Genomic DNA, 18,306 nt, shown 5'->3' on the forward strand with positions numbered 1-18,306 from the left:
AAGATGTTTTGTAATCACTGTTGACAAAACTTTACTCTGACTTGACGTTGCTTTGCTTTGAGCTTGCTAAATTAAATCATGTCACGAGTACAGACAGTGCCAGGTAGAACGATGTTGTTGAGCACCGCTGTCGAACGAAAATACAATCAACCGGAGAGACCACTATGAAAAAATTAGCCAGCCTATTACTAGCCAGTTGTGTCGGCATGGGTATGCTTCCAGCAGCTTCTTTTGCAGACGAAGGCAATCATCAGGTACACAAAGCGAAGCGCCATCACATGAAGCCCTTAGCGCATATTGAAAAAAGGCTGCTTTCCGACAAAGCTGTACGCCATTTAGGTTTGTCTGATACACAGCAGACTGAGCTGAAGTCAGTTTTTGATACTTATAAAGCGCGTTTTGCAGCTTTAAAAGAAACACAACCTCAAAACAAGCCGCACAAAGCCTTTAAAGAAGTCATTGAAGCAGAAACTTTCGATAAGGCTCAAGTACAATTATTACTAGAAGAATATGCACCTAAAAAGCAGGCATTTATGCTAACCATGCTGGAAGCAAGACATGCCATTCATCATATTTTAACTCCAGAGCAGCGTGAAAAAATTGCAAAAAGAAAAGGTAAGTTCTTAGCAAAAATGCACCATAAAAATTAATGACGGGATTAAAGCTAGCAGGAGACATTACGGTCGCTCAGCAGGAAAGCTTCATGCTATTACTCTGAGCGACCAATGAATAAGTATTACCTAAGGAATAGCAGGAGTTGGTTGCCTGCTGCTATGGTGTTGTTTTCACCTTCAAATATATTATCTGTGTGCTTGGTAATTACAGCACCATCTAACCATTCAAACACTTCCTTATTAAATGTCATCAGTGTATCGACAGGAAAATCATAATTTTCATCGAGTATCATTAAGACGTTCGCAACTTCGTCAATAATGAGTGCGCCATCATTAAACTCAACACAAAAATAAAGGTTATTGGCGACTTCTTTAAAGCCGTTAGCAATGTTTTCTAAGCGCTCTTTACTTTGCCCCTGGGACTGCAATAAACCAATCTCAACATCCACTTCTTGAATAGACTCAATAAGTGCTGAAATATCCTCTTCATCAATTGGATTTTCGGCCCAAAAGTCATTAGCACTTAATGTGCCTTTGTCCATTTTATTGCCAAGTGCTCCCAGTTCATCAGGTGAAAAGTCAAAAAATGCGTCTTCAAACAAATCTGCATTTTCTTCATTTCTCAGCCCACCAGCGTAGATTTTTTCATTACTTTTTAAAGACTCGACTACCTCTTGGTTTTCTGCGCTCTTATTCTTTTTGGTAGTGGATAGATAAAATTCTTTAAAGTTTTCATTTGATTCTTTGACCTTTTCAGCCAACCGCTTGAAGTTGCTCAGGTCTTTTTGCATAGAAATATAATGGGTTACTTCGCCTTGTTCATTCTTGATCTCGGAAATATTCCACTCAACCGGATACATACTGCCATCTTTTCTATAGTTAATTGAAGCACCATAAAAAAAACCTCTTTCTTTGAGTGATGGTGTTAGTTTTTCAATCACGCGTTTATTGCTTTTTGGCCCTTGGAGTATCTTTGGTGAGGTGCCGACAAGTTCTGCCAGCTCATACCCAGTATGTCGGCAAAATACAGGGTTGGCATACACAATACGATATCCCGCTTGTTCGTCTGCATCTGTAATGACAATAGCATGATGAGAATGGATCAATATTTGTTGTAGCAGTGTCAGCGGAGAGCACTCATTGAGCATTTGGCTGAAAAACAGCATCTCTTCCATGTCTTTTGCTTGATTTGGCATAAACAGAACCCTAGTTAGCTGTCGAGTTTTAAGTATTACCTGATTTACTCAAATTGCCAGATTTGCAAAGGAGATATAACACTTTATAAATGCCTCCCTGAATGAGAGGCATGATATTTCTTAGCAGTAAGTGAGTTTAGACAGTGTGCCGCAAAACTCAGGTGCCGTGAGGCAAGCGCCGTACAGCACGGATATTGCGCCACCATTCACATTTGGTGTTACTTGCTTTTCTAACTGCTTTTTTGAGCTGAGATTTTTAAGTTTTGTTTTATTGATTTTCATTGTTATCTCCTGTTTTTGTCTGAAGTTGGATTTGTTCGAAGTTGGATAGCGTTTCAAGGTATTGATTGCGGGTGCCGAGCCCTTTTAGATATAAGTCTATAAATTCCACACTCGCGGAATTCACAAGCTCAGTGACAACATAGGGGTCTATTGTCCCGAGAAACTCTCGATTTCTATCGTTAGGAAACACGTAGGGATAATCTGAAAAATCCCAATGTAAAGCTTCTTTGACTTTCATCATATAGGTATCAGCTTTCTGCTGATTAAATACAACGGTATAGTCAGCACTCAGTGGTGTATCAGAATGCATCATTAAGTAAGGTTTTGAATGTGGGGTAGTAGGCGATAGGTTAAAGTGCAGTCCATCCAAGTTGATAGCCGCTTTACACTGAAATACTTGCTCGCAAAATGCAGCCACAGTTGGCCCACCAAAAGACAGGCCAATCGCGGCGATCTGAGTTAAATCGAGGTTGCCTTTAAAGGTCCTAAGATGTTCCCCTAAATAATTAATACCCCAATACTGACCGTATTGAAGACGAACAAGTTGGTCATAAGCAAAATGCATATCTTGTACCCAAGTGCTCAAAGCGATACGGTCACCTTCAGCCCATGCCATTAACTGATATACGCGGGCAACTTCACTTTCATTTAGAGGGCGGCCAGCCAATTGATATAGCTCTGCGACCAACTCGTCAAAGTTCACATCAGCTTGATCACTAATGTAAAAATCATCTTTACGCGCTTCATGATCGTAAGTGGCACTTTGTCCATGGCTCTGAGTGACAAATCCGGCGTGATGAGGATGCCCAACACTTGCAACAATGTAACCTCGTTTGGCGAGCTCTATCATTAATATTTCTTTATCTTCAACCGTTGATTGGTAACCATGAGAATAAAAAACGACTGGAAAAGGTGTGTCAGAATGGGCTATTGGCGCATTTTTGTAAGTTGTGAATGGCAGTGTTTTTAAATAAGCATGGAATTGGTAATCAGGCTCGGATGGCGTTGCGGTTGAGTAGGGAAACTCCTCGGTATGAAAATGCAGATAACGCGCGTCGAAGTCGCCTGTTTGGGTGATTGGATACCATAGTTTAATTAGTACGTCTCGATAATCATCATACCTCGGTGTTAGTTTTTCTGTCCGACTATAGTCAGTGGCAGCAATATATGTGACACCAACCGAGTATGTTTGAGAGTGTGCGATGTTACTGTGGAGTAAGAGTATTAATCCAATTATACACCCCACATATGCATAGTGTTTCATTTCAATTTCCCTTTATTGTTGTATCCGTTTTATCTTTGTAAAAATTGAAAACTAAATGCAAGTGGGTTTTTTTTGTACAATGCTTCCCCATTTATAACACGCTGTTTTTAGCTGAATTTTTGAACATGAAAGTTTATCATTGTGTAGCGGCTCTATTTATGGCGATGTATTAGTGTTGTATTCTCGCCATAAATTAAGTGCTGTCAGATAAGTGTTAACTACTCAGTTAAAATCACGGGTGTTGTTGCGAATGAGCTTTGAAAGGCAGTTTAAAGTTAGACTTCTTACGCACAGATGGTTTGATGATTGAGAGCACTGCAATCATTTCTAAGCCCAGAATAAAAGATTTAATGAGCTCGTAGTTGTAGTAAATCCCAGTCCAGTTTTGGAAGTAAGTAGAGAACGACCCAGTGATACCTAAGTATCGCAAGTTTCTTAAAAAGTTCTCTATCAAAGCGAGGCCATCGACCAGCATGAATAAACCAAATATACTTAGCAAGGTAATGTCAGCATTGGTCATGCATATCATTTGTTTGGCATCATCATGGTGTCGTTTTACCCACCTAGATATAGCTGGCCGCAGACCAATCGCAAAAAACAGTATTAAGTCCAAAATAAAGTGGATAGTAAAAGCGCGAGCATTATGCCAAACCCAAGGCGCATCGGGTTCAACAGAAAATAAATTAAAGTGAAAAATAATGATCGACACAATATGCTGTGACGCGAGCAGGGCACAAATGTGTGCAATGTTGATATTAATACGAAACCAGATACCGATAAAAACGATAACACTGACATAAAGAATCTCTGCCTTTACTGCATCTAACACATTGGTAGTTAAATACATGATTAAAGTGGCAGCGAATAAGATTGCGATGACTTTCATTCGTTGTGCTGTAACTTGATTGATCTGTGTGCTTTAATCGCGAAGTAAATGATATTGAGCAACGTATCGCTTTTGGCAAATAAAGTTATGAATGCTTATTTCCTCAAAAAGCTCTATGCTTTCATCATATAAACGATCGTTAGAGCTTTCATAATCTTGGTTTGAGTGCCGTATATTAAAACCTATCATCGCAAGCAGTCCTTTAGGAGCTTTGTTGACCTCGGATTTTTGCAATTAAATCTGTTAAATCAATGGAGCAGTAGGCACAAATCGCAAAAAACTGGTTAAGCTTTGGCTGTCCGACATCACGTTCCCAATTTTCGTATGTTTTGCGACATACACCTAAATGTTTCGCCATGATTGCTGTTGTGACACCTTTCTTCTTGCGCAGTGCTCTAAGGTCATCCCCTGTGATATATCTTGCAAAAAAATCCACCATATTCCCCTTACCTTAATACCGAATCCGTTACAATTTTACAACATTTAAAAGACGAAACTTTGTTGTGAGGCCATGAACTAAAGTTAATATGTGCTTTATTAAGGTGTTACACATTATCAGCAACTTTATATAGCATGAGTTGTTTTAAAGAATAAGCTTGCCTCAGCAACAAATAACTACAACCCGTTCATACTTATATAATCAAAGCTAATTTCGTATACAGATTGTAATTTTCACAGATTTTTATCACATAAAATTAATACTGTCTATTGTTCATTCAACTATATGAAATGTTTCATAGGTTCTTTGTTTTGGGTAGGAAATATTGCATAAAAAGCCAAAAGCGCAATTAACGACTCATAAAGAGAGGTTAAAAATCAACTGTAAAAAGTAACTATATTGGATGCTTAAAACGATAGGTGAGAGGGAGGTATCTTGTTATCATTATGATTATATTTGTTTTTTTATAATTATATTTATTTCAAAGTTTAAATTGTAGAGAAATATACCCTTAGAAAGGTCGTTTTTAGTTTAATCAAACCATCAGCAAAACTGAGCCAGCTATGAACGGCTGGTTGTGTGTTTTTTGTTGAGTATTTTGCACTAATAGGTGCAGGGTGGAGTGAAGCTACAATGTATTGGTATTGTCGCAACAAATACGCTTAATGTGGATTTTGGAGAAATAGCTGCCTAATTAAAGGCAGCTAAATATGGCCAACTTCGCTACTCTGCAAGCCAATGTTTTGCAGATGCTAAAATACCTTCGCCATCAAGGCCCATTTCACTGTGCATCTCTGCTTGAGTACCATGCTTAATGAACTCGTCTGGGATCCCTAAATGCATGACAGGTCTTGTGATTTTGTTTTGAGCGAAGAATTCACTGACTGCACTGCCTGCGCCACCTGCAATTGCGTTGTCTTCCAATGTTATAAAGTGGCTGTGTGTCTGAGCGAGTGTTTCGAGCAACGCAGTGTCTAAAGGCTTAACAAAACGCATATCAACAAGTGTTGCATCCAACTGTTCAGCAGCTTGATGGGCATTTTCTAGTAAAGTACCAAAGTTCAATATAGCGAGCTTATCTCCCTTACGAACCTGGTTTGCTTTGCCGATAGGTAATTGCGTCATTGTTTGCGCTACTTCAGCAGTACCAGCCGATCCTCTTGGGTATCTTACTGCCGCTGGCTGATCTAACAGGTGTCCAGTATAAAGCATTTGTCGGCACTCGTTTAAATCACTCGGGGCCATGATAACTAGGTTCGGGATACAGCGCATAAAACTAAGATCATAGGCACCTTGGTGAGTTTCGCCATCTGCACCAACAATGCCTGCTCTATCAATTGCGAAAAGAACCGGCAAGTTTTGCAGTGCAACATCGTGGATCAACTGATCATAAGCTCGCTGTAAAAAACTAGAATAAATTGCAACGACCGGGTTTAGGCCCTCACAGGCAAATCCTGCACCCAGAGTTACAGCATGCTGTTCAGCTATTGCGACGTCAAAGTACTGTCTTGGGTACTCTTTAGAAAACTTCACCATGCCAGAACCTTCTCGCATAGCTGGCGTTATAGCCATTAAGTTTTTATCTTGGGCCGCCATATCACATAACCAGTCGCCAAATACTTTAGAGAAAGTCGGTGCGCTCGGTTTTGATTTAGGTAAGCTATGTACGTTTGGGTCAAACTTAGGTACGCCGTGATAGCCAATCGGATCGGCTTCGGCAGGTTGATAGCCTTTACCTTTTTGCGTTTTAACATGCAGAAGTTGCGGGCCTTTTAAATTGCGCATGTTACGCAAAGTGTCAACCAGCATGTCTACATCGTGCCCATCGATAGGGCCAATATAGTTGAAACCTAGCTCCTCAAAGAACGTACCAGGGATCACCATGCCTTTTAAGTGTTCTTCTACTTTGCTGGCAAGTTCTTTTACTGGTGGCACTCCAGAGAGAAGCTTTTTACCACCTTCTCGAATATTGGTATAGAAGCTACCTGATAAGATACGTGCAAAGTGATTGTTTAAAGCGCCGACATTTTCCGAAATAGACATTTCATTGTCGTTCAGTATAACCAGCATATCTGATTTTACGTCACCTGCATGGTTCATTGCTTCAAAAGCCATACCTGCTGTCATTGCCCCATCACCAATCACGGCGACGGTTTTACGGTTTTTCCCTTCTTTTTCGGCTGCAATTGCCATGGCTAAGGCTGCCGAAATAGAGGTACTAGAGTGGCCAACACTAAATGTGTCAAACTCACTTTCTTCACGATATGGAAAGGGGTGCAGTCCATCTTTCTGACGGATGGTGTGCATCTGGCCTTTTCGGCCAGTTAAGATTTTGTGAGGATACGCTTGGTGACCAACATCCCACACTAATCTATCAGTCGGTGTGTTATACACATAGTGGAGCGCCACAGTTAATTCAACAGTGCCTAGCCCAGAAGCTAGGTGGCCGCTACTTTGAGACACTGAGTCTAATAAATAACCTCTCAGCTCCGCGCTAAAGTCATTTAACTTTTGCTGCGGTAATTGGCGCAACTGTTGAGGCTGATCAACGAGTGCCAATAGGGGATACTTGCTACTATCAAGAGTCATATTATTTGTAATATCCTTAGCAAACCTTGCTGAATTATATACAAAGCTTGCCAATAGTTTTATAAATTTAAAGGGAACTTGTCACTAAATAGTCATTTACAACAGGGCCAAGGTTAATGGTCTCTAGCAATAATATAATGTGCTAGCTCGGCCAGTATGCGGGTATCAGCATCTATTTTATCCAAAGCTTGTAATGCCTGTTCAATCAGCATTTTGGCTTTATTTTTTGCCCCTTCCATGCCCAGTAAAGCTGGGTAAGTAGATTTATTGTGCTGTAGATCCGAACCCTGCGGTTTACCCAGCGTACTGGTATCCCCTTCAATGTCGAGAATATCGTCTTGTACCTGAAAAGCCAATCCAATAGCTAAACCAAACTCCTTTAGTTGACTACGAGTTGAGTCTGAAACATTGGGAGCACAAAGTGCCCCTAATTCGATTGCACAATTAAGTAAAGCGCCTGTTTTTAGTCTATGAATACGCTCTAATTGTGCTAAATCGATCAATTTGTTTGTTGCGGCAATATCAAGTGCCTGACCACCCACCATACCTTGCAGCCCTGATGCTTGCGCTAACGCGTTGATCATTTTTAGCTGCTGGTTCGGTGGTACAATAAAGTTGTGAGAAGACAACAATTCAAACGCTAAGGTTTGCAAAGAGTCTCCAGCGAGAATGGCTTGAGCTTCATCAAATGCAATATGGCATGTTGGCTTGCCTCGCCTTAAATCGTCGTCATCCATGGCTGGCAAATCGTCGTGTACCAACGAATAGCTATGAATACACTCTACGGCTGCGGCAGCGATATTTAAGTCTTGCTTGTTAGCACCGAGCATTTCGCCAGTGGCATACACTAAAAAAGGGCGCAATCGCTTTCCGCCATTGCTAATAGAGTATAGTGCAGCCGCTTTAGCTGTCGGATCTGTATTTAGGTCTTGCGCAAAATAGTTTTGTATTGTTTGTTCTACATCTTGTCTAGCGATGCTGAGTTTTTGTTGTAAATCCACGCAATTATTCCACTTGATCCGCAAACTCACTGGGTGTGGTCGTCTCGTCATTCGCGAGTAAAATTGATACTTTCTGTTCTGCTTGTTGAAGTTTGTGATTTGACGCTTGGGCTAGTTTCACACCTCGTTCAAATTGCTTTAGGGACTGGTCAAGAGTCAATTCTCCGTGCTCCATTTCTTGCACGATGGTTTCTAGCTCTGTGACAGCTTCTTCAAAGCTCATATTTTCTGGTTTTTTAACTGCCATATCTTCTCTTTACTTTTGCGCAAAACTTTTAAGGGCTCAATTTTATGGTTATTAAAGATAGAGGTCAAAGTATCTGATAGACTTTTTTACTATCCTTATTGCTCAAATTGAATTGAATGTTTACGTATATTCTCGCAATTTAAAGGGTTTTTAATATAATTGAATTAAGTTATTGCAAAACCTGCCGATAACTCAACGTATAACAATAACTGCGTGATATTTCACGGATAAATACCTTTGGAGGGTGTGTGGATTTAGCAACCGTTATAGGTATCCTTGGTGCCATTGGTTTGATAGTCATGTCGATGGTTCTAAGTAGTGATGGTCAACTTGCCATGTTTTACAATACTCCTTCAGTGGTTATTGTATTCGGTGGCTCAATATTTATAGTGCTTTCGAACTTTACAATGGCGCAGTTTTTGGGCATTGGTAAAGTAGCAGGCAAGGCGTTCATGTTTAAGATTGAAACGCCTGAAGAATTAATTGAAAAAGCTGTAGAGCTTGCTGACTCGGCGCGTAAAGGTGGATTTCTCGCTTTAGAAGAAGCAGAAATACCGAACCCATTTATGAGAAAAGGGGTCGATATGCTGGTTGATGGCCACGACGCTGATGTAGTGCGCGCGACGCTACAAAAAGACATTGCTTTGACAGCTAACCGTCACGAGTTAGGTGCGGGGTTATTTAAATCACTGGCAGATATAGCACCAGCAATGGGTATGATTGGTACATTAATCGGTCTTGTTGCCATGTTATCAAACATGGATGACCCTAAAGCGATTGGTCCAGCGATGGCGGTAGCACTACTAACAACGCTTTATGGTGCCTTTTTAGCAAACGTTGTTGCCATACCGATTCAAGTGAAACTAGAGCTCAGAAAAGACGAAGAAGAGCGCAATCAACGTTTGATCCTAGATGCTATTTTAGGCATACAAGATGGCCAGAATCCAAAAGTGATTGAAGGCATTTTGAAAAACTACTTGCCAGAGTCAAAACGCGGTGACGGCGCAGAGGAGTAGGCTATGTCTGACGAAAATGAATGTAAATGTCCCCCCCCAGGTTTGCCTGCGTGGATGGGGACTTTTGCGGATCTGATGTCATTGTTGATGTGCTTTTTCGTTTTACTTTTGGCGTTTTCAGAAATGGACGTACTGAAGTTTAAGCAAATAGCGGGCTCTATGAAGTTCGCGTTTGGTGTGCAGAATAAAATAGAAGTTAAAGACATTCCCAAAGGGACCAGCGTAATCGCAATGGAGTTTACGCCCGGAAAACCAGAGCCTACGCCGATAGAAACGATTCAACAGCAAACTGTTGAAATGACTCAGCAAATGTTAGAGTTTCAAGCGGGTGAAGAGAGCTCTGCTGGTGGTAGACAGGAACAGCGTGGCAACAAGCGGGGAGGTGAGTCAGCCAGTACCGCTCAAGAGCAGTCTATGACACAAGCCGTTGCAGCTGCGGATCAAGAGCAGGTGAATGAGCTGGTTAAAAAAATCTCGCAGCAGCTTGAAAAGCAGATTATGGATGGTGCAATAGAGTTAGAGTCTCTCGGTCAGCAAATTATTATTCGCATTCAAGAGAACGGCTCATTTCCATCGGGAAGTGCATTTTTACAGCCAAAATTTAAGCCCGTGATCCATGATATTGCGGAGCTGCTGAAAGATGTCCCGGGTGAGATCACGGTTTCAGGGCACACAGATGATTTTCAAGTGTCTAACGAGCTTTACTACAATAATTGGGACTTGTCAGCAACTCGTGCTGTTGCCGTTGCGAGTGAAATGCAAACAGTCAGTGGCTTTGATAAAAACCGCATGGTTGTCGTGGGGCACGCTGATACTCGTCCTTTAGTACCAAATGCAAATGACACAGACCGAAAACGTAATCGCCGCGTCGAAATCTCGATATTGCAGGGCAAAGCAAAAGAATCCGATCCTATTGAAGTTAGGCGGGAAAATAACTAGAAAAGATTGCGTGATGTACATTTTTGGGCTAACGTATGTTGGTTGGAAAATTTTTATTTTAAGGAGCTTGTTATGTCAATTTTAAAACGCTTCGCAAGAATGCCTGGTGGTAATGGTAGCGGTGGCGATAGCGACGATCAAACGGATAAATAAATAGCATAGAACACTAAATAGGCATACATTTGGACTCCTCTCAGCTTGCCGAGTACTTAAATACTCATGCTTTTCATCTTAAGTTTATAGCGGTTCTTGATGACTCACTAACGCTATTGGCTTTTTTAGCATGTGTGATTTTTTTAGTGATAAAAGATAAGCAAGCTTTTCGATATTCAATGTTGTGCCTAGTGTTCTTTGTCGTGGGGTCATTTACTTTTGACCCTATTCGTTCTTTTGATGATGACAAAGTCTACCGTTATATTATTTGGGCACTTAATGACATTATTTTCATTGCCATTGTCGCGTACTGGGCTTTGAAAGATAAAATGTATATGTGGCAGAGTATAATGGTTCAACTCGTGGTGTTACCTGCGCCTATACTTCAGTTGTTCCGTTTGGTTGATAGACATTTAATGGACCTGAGCTACTCTACTTACCTTTACAAGTCGGTACTGCCAATCGTCAATACCGTCACGATTGTGCTGTGCTTTGTGCCTTTGTTATGGCACTTTGGGCAAAAGCTCAAGTGGAAAAATAGTTCCGTAAAAAGCTAAAGCCCTAGCAATCAGTCTTATAAGTCAATATCTGAGATTTTTAGCTCAGCGTTGGCCTGTTCAAACTCTAATAACCCCGATACCTGAACAGATGTTTTATTCCCTCTTTGGTCTGGTAATGACACCTTCGTCAGGTCAAATTTACAGCTTTCAAGTTTAATGTCTTGTTCAAACCCTGCAGATAAACAAAACGTTTGCGCTTCGTTGCCTATTGTTTGTGTTTCGCAATATGCAGGGTCGAGCGTGGCGAGAGCTGAATTGGCAACTTGTTGTAAAGAGAGAGAGATATCGAATTCTGTTTGATCACAACTTAATATGATGGAGTTCATATTTGTTTGAGGATCCCCCAATGTTATTAGGTTGTTGTCTCTATCTCGGTAGTGAATTGTTAGATTAACGCTCTCAAGCGATTGCGTTATTTTCTCTGGCTGGCTTTTTGAACGCCAATCCGTAAGTGAAGCAATATCAGGTAAACTGGTCTTAAATTTAAATTCTGGCGCGTAGTAGTACAGCTCACCTTTTTTAAATGACGCATTATCTTCGCCATCCCATGTTTCTGCGCTGATTGAGCCAAAAACACTGGCAGCGAGTAGACAAAGTGTTTTATCCGAAGTAATTGTATGTGTAGCCCCGAGAGAGCGGCTATCTGCATAGAGTCTGAACTCAGGCTTAGATTGTAGGCGTTCGCCTTCCACTTGCCAGAACACGCTAGAGAACTCAAACTTATTCAGCGAACGCTCAGCACTAAAGTTTGCACCGCAATCTTGCCCTGTACTTGGATTTTGTGCAGTTGGTGTATCTGGATTAGAACTATTGTCTCGCTGTAATGGTGAGTCATTCTCACCGCCGCATGCGCTGAGCAATAGTAGTGGCACTAGCGCCAATGTAGCCTGTTTCATTGTTAACTCCTTTATGATTGAGCCTATTATATACATCGCACTAGATGAAAATCGACACTAGAATTGTAAGAAAGTGGTAGTGATATATTAGAGATTGTAGAAGCGTGGTAGATGGAGTTACCATGCAAAGGCAGTGGAGATAGGAAGTCTATCTCCAAAGGACATGTATTCTGGGTGATTATCCCAGTGCAGGTATTACACCAAACATTTGTAAGCATTGTGCAGAGATGATAAGCAGGCCGCATAAGCCTGCACAAGCGAGCCCTAAGTTACCCCCTCGGACTTGGTAACCAGACATGTTCTCCTTTCTTTGTTGCCAAACCATGGCGACTGGTAGAAATACTGCTAATACGACTAGCGCGATGGCAGCATAGCCTAGCGCCATGATAAAACCTTGTGGGTAAAAAAGTGCAAAACCAAGCGGTGGTATAAACGTTATTAAAGCCGTTTTCACTCTATCCATACCATTGTTGTTTTGTTTGAAAGCATCGGCAAAGAAATCAAACAGTCCCAGGCTCACTCCCAAAAATGATGTTGCGAGCGCTAAATCGGCAAAAATAGTAACAAAGGTATGTACTTTAGAGCTTTGGGCAATACTTGAAATTGAGGTCACTAGGCCCTGAAGGTTTTCACTTTGGAGCAGTGCTTCTTGTGCCATGATACCTTGACTTAACAATTGCCAAAAAACGTAAATAGTCAATGGTAAAGCTGCGCCAGCTATCATCACTCGTCGTAAAGTTTTAATGTCTAGCCCGACATACTTCACAATAGATGGAATAGAGCCATGGAACCCAAATGAGGTAAAAATAACGGGAATAGCTGACAAGATAAGCCCCTGTTCAATCGGCATATTCAATAAGTGTTGACCGTGAACATAAGGAGTTAAAACGAAAAACAAACTAGCAAGTACGATGATTTTAATTGTAAATAATACTCTATTTAGTTTATCTACTGTGCTGGTTCCTAGCGCAACAATGGTTGCGACAATCACGGCGAGAACGATGGAGCCTATTTGAGGCGCAATTTTCACGCCCGCTAGGTTACTGAGTTTTTCTCCTAATTGGGAGCCACCACCAGCGATATAGGCTGCGCAAAGTGCGTAAAATAAGAAGACCATCGAAAAGTTGGCAATATATTGTCCTTTAATGCCTAAGATCTGTTTCGCCAATGTATTTAATGTGGCTTCTTGATTAGCAAACTGGTGGACTTCAAGCATAAGCAGGGCGGTATAAGTCATTAACAACCAAGTTGCGATAATTAAAATGAGCGAAGTGGTGAACCCGAGCCCAGCCGATGCAATTGGCAGCGCGAGCATACCTGCACCAATTGTGGTACCTGCGACAATCAGCATACTGCCCAGTGTTTTATTATTAAGCACAAATTGCCCCTATATTTGTGAGAGAAACAGGCACAATATAACGGTCTGCACAAAATTGAAATAGTTTTGCTGAAAATCAAAGTAAAGGATTGTAATTTATGTCTTACAAAAGTTAATTTATTTTGTTTTTAGTGAAGATAACTTGTTGTTAGTTATAGTGCTATCTGAAGACGCTTTGAATGAGTTTAAAAATAAAAAAGCCAGCATTAGCTGGCTTTTAAACTTCGTTTACGACTTAGTCATGATGTGATTTATGACTCATCTTCGACAAGCGTCATCAGCGATGTATTACCGCCTGAAGCTGTTGTATCGATACTGATTGTCTTCTCGGTGACTAGGCGTCCTAGTAGCGTATCGTAGTACTCTGCGCTGATCACAGGCAAAATCGCACCACTTCTCGCGGCAAGCTGCGTACTGACATAGCCCTTACGCTCACAGCCACTTCCGACGACAGCACCAGCAAGGTGTTCGTGTGCAAGAAGTGCAGGAAGCTGGTTAAGCTTAGCAACTTGAAGTACGCCCTCTGCTACACCACTGCTTAATAACTTATCTCTAAACGCAATTGCTTCTTCGTGGAATAAGTCAGAGACAACCGTGATCACGGTGTTACCAGCTGCTAGCGCAGTGATAACCGATAATACCCAGAAGTTAAATGAGGTATCTTTATCTGCATAACAGACAACACAGCCACGTGCTTCGTAGCGAAGCGTGTTTGATTCGCCTGTAGGGCCAGGTAGCTCAATTACCGTATCTAAACGCTTTTCAACACGAATAAGTTGCTCACGGGCATCGGCCAGCGTTTTGTTTAAGTCATCGGCAAGCGTATCTAGGATCTCAACTTTGGCGAGCTTAGCAAGTAGCTGACGTACGACAGAAACGCGATCGTTTAGTGGCATTGCACGCCAAGTCTTTTCGTCGCGCTTTGAGATATTCATCATGCGAGATACTTGCTCTTGTGCGCCTTGATAAGCAGTGATCTCTTCTCCGTCAGCTTTGATATTAGTCGCTTGGATGTTTTCTGCAGCTTGGTTTTCTTTTACTAATCTAGCAATGTAGTTAGGGCCGCCTGCTTTAGGACCTGTACCAGATAGGCCGCGACCACCAAATGGTTGTACACCTACGACCGCACCAATCATGTTACGGTTAACGTAAATATTACCAGCGCGAGATTGCTTTGCTAAGTACTCAGCACGTTCTTCGATACGTGTGTGGATACCCATAGTCAAACCAAAACCAGTGCTATTAACTTGGTCAATAACATTGTCTATATCAGCGCCTTTAAAGCGGATCACGTGAACACATGGGCCGAATACTTCTTTTTTCAGTACTGATAGGTCGCTGATTTCGTATAGACGCGGTGCAAAGAAGAAGTGACCAGTCTCGTCCATATCTGGCAGTGAGCACTCATAATGCAGTGTTGCGTTGCCTTTTAAGTATTCAACGTGCTCATTTAGCGCATTCAATGCTTTTTGGTCAATTACAGGGCCTACGTCAGTAGATAGATGCGCAGGGTCGCCAATATGTAGCTCTTTCATCGCCCCTTTGATCATATTGATCACCTTGTCCGCGATCTCATCTTGTACAAAGAGTACGCGAAGTGCTGAACATCGTTGACCGGCGCTTTGGAAACCAGATGAAATCACATCATCAACCACTTGCTCAGGCAGTGCGGTTGAGTCAACGATCATACAGTTTTGACCACCAGTCTCTGCAATTAGAGGCACTTGATCACCGCCGCGCTCAGCAAGCGTTTGCGAAATACGCGTTCCAGTTTCAGTCGAGCCTGTGAACATCACCGTTTGGATACGTGTATCTGGCACGATGTGTTTGCCTACTTCACTACCGCGCGCGATAACAGGCTGTACAATACCTTTTGGTAAACCCACTTCTTCCATTAGTTCAATGGTACGAAGGGCAACCAATGATGTTTGCTCAGCTGGTTTTGCGATAACGGTGTTACCCGTCACGATTGCCGCAGCAACCTGTCCAAGGAAGATAGCCAGTGGGAAGTTCCAAGGGCTGATACATAAGATCACACCACGTGGACTAAAGCGCTCATCCAGAGCAAGCTCTTCAGCTTTTGCAGCGTAGTAACGACAGAAATCAACTGCTTCACGGACTTCATCAATACCGTCTTGTGTGATTTTACCTGCTTCTTTGATACACATCGCGATAAGTTCGTCGCGATGGCGCTCAAGTGCATCACCTGTGCGGCGCAAAATTTCTGCGCGTTCACTGACTGATGTTTGTGACCAAGTTGCGAAAGCCGTCTCTGCATTGGCCACAAGTTGCTTCATTTCATCAGCATCTTGGTGGCGAATAGAGCCAATCACTTCATCGTGGTTAGCTGGGTTTAATACCGCTTCGTGACCTGCTGGGACATCCGCAGCCGTCATTAAGTTTTCCTCAACCCACTTTTGCAAGTTGTCACGCATCGGTGTGATGTGGTTGATGTTTGTCAGGTCAAGACCTTTTGAGTTATTGCGTTCTTCACCGTACAGGTCGATTGGCAACGTGATTTGCATATTACGCTTGTGCTTAACACGTTGGATCTTTTCTACCGGATCTTCAAGGAGAGACTCAACAGGCATTGACTCATCAACAATCGCGTTTACGAAAGAAGAGTTTGCACCGTTCTCAAGTAGACGGCGAACAAGGTAGGCAAGCAAGTCTTCGTGCTGGCCAACTGGCGCATAGACACGACATTGTACTTTGTCTTCTGTTACGACTTGGTTGTATAACGAATCACCCATACCGTGCAGACACTGGAATTCAAAGTTATTGAATTCACCGTTTGCAAGCTCAAGGATAGTGGCAGCTGAGTAGGCGTTGTGGGTTGCAAACTGAGGGAAGATCACGTCACGTACATTCATTAGCTTGATTGCACATGCTTTGTAAGATACGTCAGTGGTTGCTTTACGAGTAAATACTGGGAAGTCTTCAAGGCCATCAGCTTGAGTGAGTTTAACTTCAGTATCCCAATAAGCCCCTTTTACAAGACGAACCATCATCTTACGACCAACTCGGCGGCACAGGGCTTCCAGCCAATCAATAACCCAAATAGCACGCTTTTGATACGCTTGCACAGCAAGGCCAAAGCCATTCCAGTTACCGAGTGCATCATCAGAAAATACGGCTTCGATGATATCAAGTGATATGTCTAAACGGTCCGCTTCTTCAGCGTCTACTGTGAAGTTAATGTCGTATTGTTTTGCCGCAAGTGCTAATTCTTTAAGTTTAGGTACCAGCTCTTCAATAACACGGTCGCGGTGAGTAAATTCATAACGAGGGTGAATGGCTGATAGTTTTACTGAAATACCTGGGCTCTTGATTGGGCCACGGTTATTTGCTGCTTTACCAATGACATGGATAGCCGTCATATAGCTGTTAAAGTAACGCTCTGCGTCAGCCATTGTGCGCGCGCCTTCACCAAGCATATCGTATGAATATGCGTAGCCTGTCGCTTCTTTTTCTTTAGCGCGTTCAAGTGCAGCTTCAATCGTGGTGCCCATTACAAATTGCTGGCCCATGATCTTCATCGCATATTGCACTGACTTACGAATCGCAGGTTCGCCAATGCGACCCATAGTGCGCTTTAGTAAACCAAATTGTTCTTCTTTGTTTTTGTCAGCGTAGTTAACCATTTTACCGGTTAGTAATAGGCCCCAGCTCGACGCGTTTACAAATAGTGAATCACTATTACCTAAATGCGAGCTCCAGTCACCTTTGCTAAGCTTATCGCGAATTAACATATCTTGCGTTTGTGCATCTGGTACGCGTAAAAGCGCTTCAGCCAAACACATAAGCACAACACCTTCTTCAGAAGACAGTGAGTACTCTTCTAATAATGCGTCTACACCGCCTTGACCGTGTTGATCTTTACGGATGTTTAATACCATTTGACGAGCTCGTTCCCATGCACGAGTACGAGCAGAAACACCGACTTCAGCAAGCGGTAAAATATGATCGATGACAGTTTCTTCATCAATGCGGTAGAAGTCACGGATCTTTTGACGGATCGGACACTGGGTTGTTAAATCGCCTTGAAATAGCATAGGTTAAACCCTCAATATAAAAACCTAAGTACTACGAAGACAGCAAGTGTCTTCTGCAGCTCAAAGAGTAAGCTGCTGTGTAAATTTACGGTGGTTAAATTTTAGCCCCTGAGTGATAAGAAACAACTTTGCCCTTATCATAGGAACGCCATAGAAATTTGAGAGCATTGTATAGAAGTTTCAGCAGAATATGCTGTTCTATTTTCACTAAATACGGTAAATTTAGGGGTATAAAGACTTTCTTACAGAATTTTATGCTGCATGACCACGTCAATAAAAACCAGAGTGTTAGATCGCATTGACACTGCCATATTAGAAGCACTGCAAAAAAACGGCCGAATTTCAAATGTTAACCTTGCTAAAGCTGTGAATTTAAGCCCCAGCCCATGTCTAGATAGAGTTAAAAAGCTCGAAGCTGAAGGGTATATAGAAGGCTATGCAGCAAGGCTCAACGCAGAGAAATTAGGCCAGAAGCTGGTGGCACATGTCGAAATCACATTAAAAAGTTCTACGGAGTCGGTATTCGAAACATTCAAGCAACACGTCATTGAGATCCCGCACGTCGTGTCGTGTGACATGGTGGCGGGAGGCTTTGATTACCTACTAAAAATTCGAGTAACAGACATGCATCAGTATCGGGAAGTACTTGGCCAAATTGTTGAAATACCTGGAGTAGGAACAAATCATACTTATATGGTAATTGAGCACGTAAAAGAAGATGCTGGAGTAACGATATTACCAATTGATTAACAATTAATTTCAATCACCCCCTTTCTATTTATGGGTTTAGT

16 protein-coding genes are annotated in these 18,306 nt (G+C 42.1%); 5 read left to right on the plus strand and 11 right to left on the minus strand.

Translation table 11 applies throughout. From position 1 onward, the window contains the following. Positions 1 to 164 precede the first annotated feature (164 nt). A complete protein-coding gene (locus N480_RS13360; protein ID WP_063372999.1) occupies positions 165 to 650 on the plus strand; it encodes a Spy/CpxP family protein refolding chaperone in 486 nt (161 codons plus the stop codon). 86 nt (positions 651 to 736) lie between these two features. On the opposite strand, the gene N480_RS13365 is transcribed toward N480_RS13360, so the two are convergent. The 8 genes from N480_RS13365 to N480_RS13395 all read right to left on the minus strand — a co-directional run bounded on the left by N480_RS13365 (position 737) and on the right by N480_RS13395 (position 8,518). After that, positions 737 to 1,810, minus strand: a complete 1,074-nt coding sequence (locus N480_RS13365; protein WP_063373000.1) for a PAS domain-containing protein — start codon at positions 1,808 to 1,810, stop codon at positions 737 to 739. 120 nt (positions 1,811 to 1,930) lie between these two features. Continuing rightward, positions 1,931 to 2,092, minus strand: a complete 162-nt coding sequence (locus tag N480_RS25370; protein WP_155732851.1) for a hypothetical protein — start codon at positions 2,090 to 2,092, stop codon at positions 1,931 to 1,933. Beyond that, complete coding sequence (locus N480_RS13370; RefSeq protein WP_063373001.1) at positions 2,079 to 3,356, minus strand: hypothetical protein; 1,278 nt, start codon at positions 3,354 to 3,356, stop codon at positions 2,079 to 2,081. The genes N480_RS25370 and N480_RS13370 overlap by 14 nt, the downstream gene beginning before the upstream one ends. A gap of 232 nt (positions 3,357 to 3,588) precedes the next feature. Next, positions 3,589 to 4,242, minus strand: coding sequence for a hypothetical protein (locus tag N480_RS13375; RefSeq protein WP_063373002.1), 654 nt, complete (start codon positions 4,240 to 4,242; stop codon positions 3,589 to 3,591). 202 nt (positions 4,243 to 4,444) lie between these two features. Continuing rightward, positions 4,445 to 4,681: a helix-turn-helix transcriptional regulator gene (locus N480_RS13380; protein ID WP_063373003.1), complete on the minus strand. Its 237-nt coding sequence runs from the start codon at positions 4,679 to 4,681 to the stop codon at positions 4,445 to 4,447. 723 nt (positions 4,682 to 5,404) lie between these two features. After that, complete coding sequence (gene dxs, locus N480_RS13385; RefSeq protein WP_063373004.1) at positions 5,405 to 7,270, minus strand: 1-deoxy-D-xylulose-5-phosphate synthase; 1,866 nt, start codon at positions 7,268 to 7,270, stop codon at positions 5,405 to 5,407. Between the two features lie 113 nt (positions 7,271 to 7,383). Then, positions 7,384 to 8,271, minus strand: a complete 888-nt coding sequence (gene ispA / locus N480_RS13390; RefSeq protein ID WP_063373005.1) for a (2E,6E)-farnesyl diphosphate synthase — start codon at positions 8,269 to 8,271, stop codon at positions 7,384 to 7,386. Positions 8,272 to 8,275: 4 nt separating this feature from the next. Further along, positions 8,276 to 8,518, minus strand: coding sequence for an exodeoxyribonuclease VII small subunit (locus N480_RS13395; protein ID WP_063373006.1), 243 nt, complete (start codon positions 8,516 to 8,518; stop codon positions 8,276 to 8,278). A gap of 248 nt (positions 8,519 to 8,766) precedes the next feature. Here N480_RS13395 and pomA point away from each other — a divergent pair, with 248 nt between their 5' ends. The 3 genes from pomA (at position 8,767) to N480_RS13410 (ending at position 11,183) form a co-directional block, all read left to right on the plus strand. After that, complete coding sequence (gene pomA, locus N480_RS13400; RefSeq protein WP_063373007.1) at positions 8,767 to 9,534, plus strand: flagellar motor protein PomA; 768 nt, start codon at positions 8,767 to 8,769, stop codon at positions 9,532 to 9,534. 3 nt (positions 9,535 to 9,537) lie between these two features. Continuing rightward, positions 9,538 to 10,473 carry a flagellar motor protein MotB gene (locus tag N480_RS13405; RefSeq protein ID WP_063373008.1) on the plus strand — a complete coding sequence of 312 codons (936 nt, stop codon included), beginning with the start codon at positions 9,538 to 9,540 and terminating at the stop codon, positions 10,471 to 10,473. A 182-nt stretch (positions 10,474 to 10,655) separates the two neighbouring features. Further along, positions 10,656 to 11,183 carry a hypothetical protein gene (locus N480_RS13410; RefSeq protein WP_063373009.1) on the plus strand — a complete coding sequence of 176 codons (528 nt, stop codon included), beginning with the start codon at positions 10,656 to 10,658 and terminating at the stop codon, positions 11,181 to 11,183. A 17-nt stretch (positions 11,184 to 11,200) separates the two neighbouring features. Here the strand turns inward: N480_RS13410 and N480_RS13415 are convergent, their stop codons facing one another. From N480_RS13415 to putA, 3 genes are all read right to left on the minus strand, one after another. Next, positions 11,201 to 12,082 (minus strand): hypothetical protein, encoded by an 882-nt coding sequence (locus N480_RS13415; RefSeq protein WP_063373010.1) that lies wholly within the window; start codon positions 12,080 to 12,082, stop codon positions 11,201 to 11,203. A gap of 178 nt (positions 12,083 to 12,260) precedes the next feature. After that, a complete protein-coding gene (locus N480_RS13420; RefSeq protein WP_081225492.1) occupies positions 12,261 to 13,460 on the minus strand; it encodes an aromatic amino acid transport family protein in 1,200 nt (399 codons plus the stop codon). 251 nt (positions 13,461 to 13,711) lie between these two features. After that, positions 13,712 to 17,515, minus strand: a complete 3,804-nt coding sequence (gene putA, locus N480_RS13425) for a bifunctional proline dehydrogenase/L-glutamate gamma-semialdehyde dehydrogenase PutA (RefSeq protein WP_063373011.1) — start codon at positions 17,513 to 17,515, stop codon at positions 13,712 to 13,714. Positions 17,516 to 17,776: 261 nt separating this feature from the next. Here putA and N480_RS13430 point away from each other — a divergent pair, with 261 nt between their 5' ends. Next, positions 17,777 to 18,265, plus strand: coding sequence for a winged helix-turn-helix transcriptional regulator (locus tag N480_RS13430; protein ID WP_063373012.1), 489 nt, complete (start codon positions 17,777 to 17,779; stop codon positions 18,263 to 18,265). Positions 18,266 to 18,306: the final 41 nt, after the last annotated feature.

Origin of the sequence: Pseudoalteromonas luteoviolacea S2607, assembly GCF_001625575.1 — a bacterium.
Lineage (GTDB): Bacteria > Pseudomonadota > Gammaproteobacteria > Enterobacterales > Alteromonadaceae > Pseudoalteromonas > Pseudoalteromonas luteoviolacea_E.

Excerpts from the sequence above, each read along its gene's own strand:
- N480_RS13360 (WP_063372999.1), top strand. The coding sequence starts at position 165 with ATGAAAAAATTAGCCAGCCTATTACTAGCCAGTTGTGTCGGCATGGGT.
- N480_RS13365 (WP_063373000.1), bottom strand. The coding sequence starts at position 1,810 with ATGCCAAATCAAGCAAAAGACATGGAAGAGATGCTGTTTTTCAGCCAA.
- N480_RS25370 (WP_155732851.1), bottom strand. The coding sequence starts at position 2,092 with ATGAAAATCAATAAAACAAAACTTAAAAATCTCAGCTCAAAAAAGCAG.
- N480_RS13370 (WP_063373001.1), bottom strand. The coding sequence starts at position 3,356 with ATGAAACACTATGCATATGTGGGGTGTATAATTGGATTAATACTCTTA.
- N480_RS13375 (WP_063373002.1), bottom strand. The coding sequence starts at position 4,242 with ATGAAAGTCATCGCAATCTTATTCGCTGCCACTTTAATCATGTATTTA.
- N480_RS13380 (WP_063373003.1), bottom strand. The coding sequence starts at position 4,681 with ATGGTGGATTTTTTTGCAAGATATATCACAGGGGATGACCTTAGAGCA.
- dxs (WP_063373004.1), bottom strand. The coding sequence starts at position 7,270 with ATGACTCTTGATAGTAGCAAGTATCCCCTATTGGCACTCGTTGATCAG.
- N480_RS13395 (WP_063373006.1), bottom strand. The coding sequence starts at position 8,518 with ATGGCAGTTAAAAAACCAGAAAATATGAGCTTTGAAGAAGCTGTCACA.
- N480_RS13405 (WP_063373008.1), top strand. The coding sequence starts at position 9,538 with ATGTCTGACGAAAATGAATGTAAATGTCCCCCCCCAGGTTTGCCTGCG.
- N480_RS13415 (WP_063373010.1), bottom strand. The coding sequence starts at position 12,082 with ATGAAACAGGCTACATTGGCGCTAGTGCCACTACTATTGCTCAGCGCA.
- putA (WP_063373011.1), bottom strand. The coding sequence starts at position 17,515 with ATGCTATTTCAAGGCGATTTAACAACCCAGTGTCCGATCCGTCAAAAG.
- N480_RS13430 (WP_063373012.1), top strand. The coding sequence starts at position 17,777 with ATGACCACGTCAATAAAAACCAGAGTGTTAGATCGCATTGACACTGCC.